Here is a 645-nt window from a genome sequence, read left to right as displayed (position 1 = left end):
CTGGCGTGAGTCACAGCTGTTTTCGCCAGCAGAGCGGGCGGCGCTGGAGTGGACTGAAGCCCTGACCCAACTGCCGCCTCATGGTATCTCCAACAGCCTGTATGCGAGTGCGCGTGAGCAGTTTTCCGAGCAGGAGCTGTCGGATTTGTCGTTCCTGATCGTCGCCATCAACGGCTGGAATCGTCTCAATGTGGCTTTCCAGGCGATCCCGGGCTCGTCCGATGAACTGTTCGACCTGAACAAGGCCAACCTCAACTGAGTAACTTGCTGATCAACGCGCCAAGCTGCTCGCCTGGAGCAGTCGTGGCGCAGTTGGTAAAACTCAGGAGCAGACCTGACTGACGCTGCGATGAGGCAGCCCAGCGCGACAACGCTTGTACCGACATGCCCCTTGCCAGCACCTGCTCGGCCAGGGCGGTGTCGCTTACGTCCTCCGGCAATCGCAGTACCAGGTGCATGCCGCCTGGCGAGCGTTCCATCTGCATACCCTTCGGTAAACTCCGCTCCAGTGCTTCGATGGTCAATGCCCGTCGCTCGTTGTAGAGGCGGCGCATGCGTTGGATATGCCGAGCGAAGTGTCCCTCAGCAACGAACTGCGCCACCAAAGCCTGGGTAATTGACGGTGACCCGGCAGCAAACAAGGCA

1 protein-coding gene and 1 pseudogene are annotated in these 645 nt (G+C 60.0%); one reads left to right on the top strand and one right to left on the bottom strand.

From position 1 onward, the window contains the following. A partial coding sequence (locus GIB19_RS28145) for a carboxymuconolactone decarboxylase family protein (protein WP_446731413.1) occupies nucleotides 1–259 on the top strand: 259 nt, incomplete at its 5' end. Here GIB19_RS28145 and GIB19_RS28140 read toward each other — a convergent pair. Then, nucleotides 252–645, bottom strand: a pseudogene (locus tag GIB19_RS28140) (PLP-dependent aminotransferase family protein); the annotation flags it as partial. The gene GIB19_RS28145 and the pseudogene GIB19_RS28140 overlap by 8 nt on opposite strands.

The organism is Pseudomonas sp. ITEM 17296 (genome assembly GCF_028895205.1).
GTDB classification, from domain to species: domain Bacteria; phylum Pseudomonadota; class Gammaproteobacteria; order Pseudomonadales; family Pseudomonadaceae; genus Aquipseudomonas; species Aquipseudomonas kermanshahensis.
Note: the sequence above shows the minus strand (reverse complement) of the source record. Positions and strands in the feature narration are given on the sequence as shown.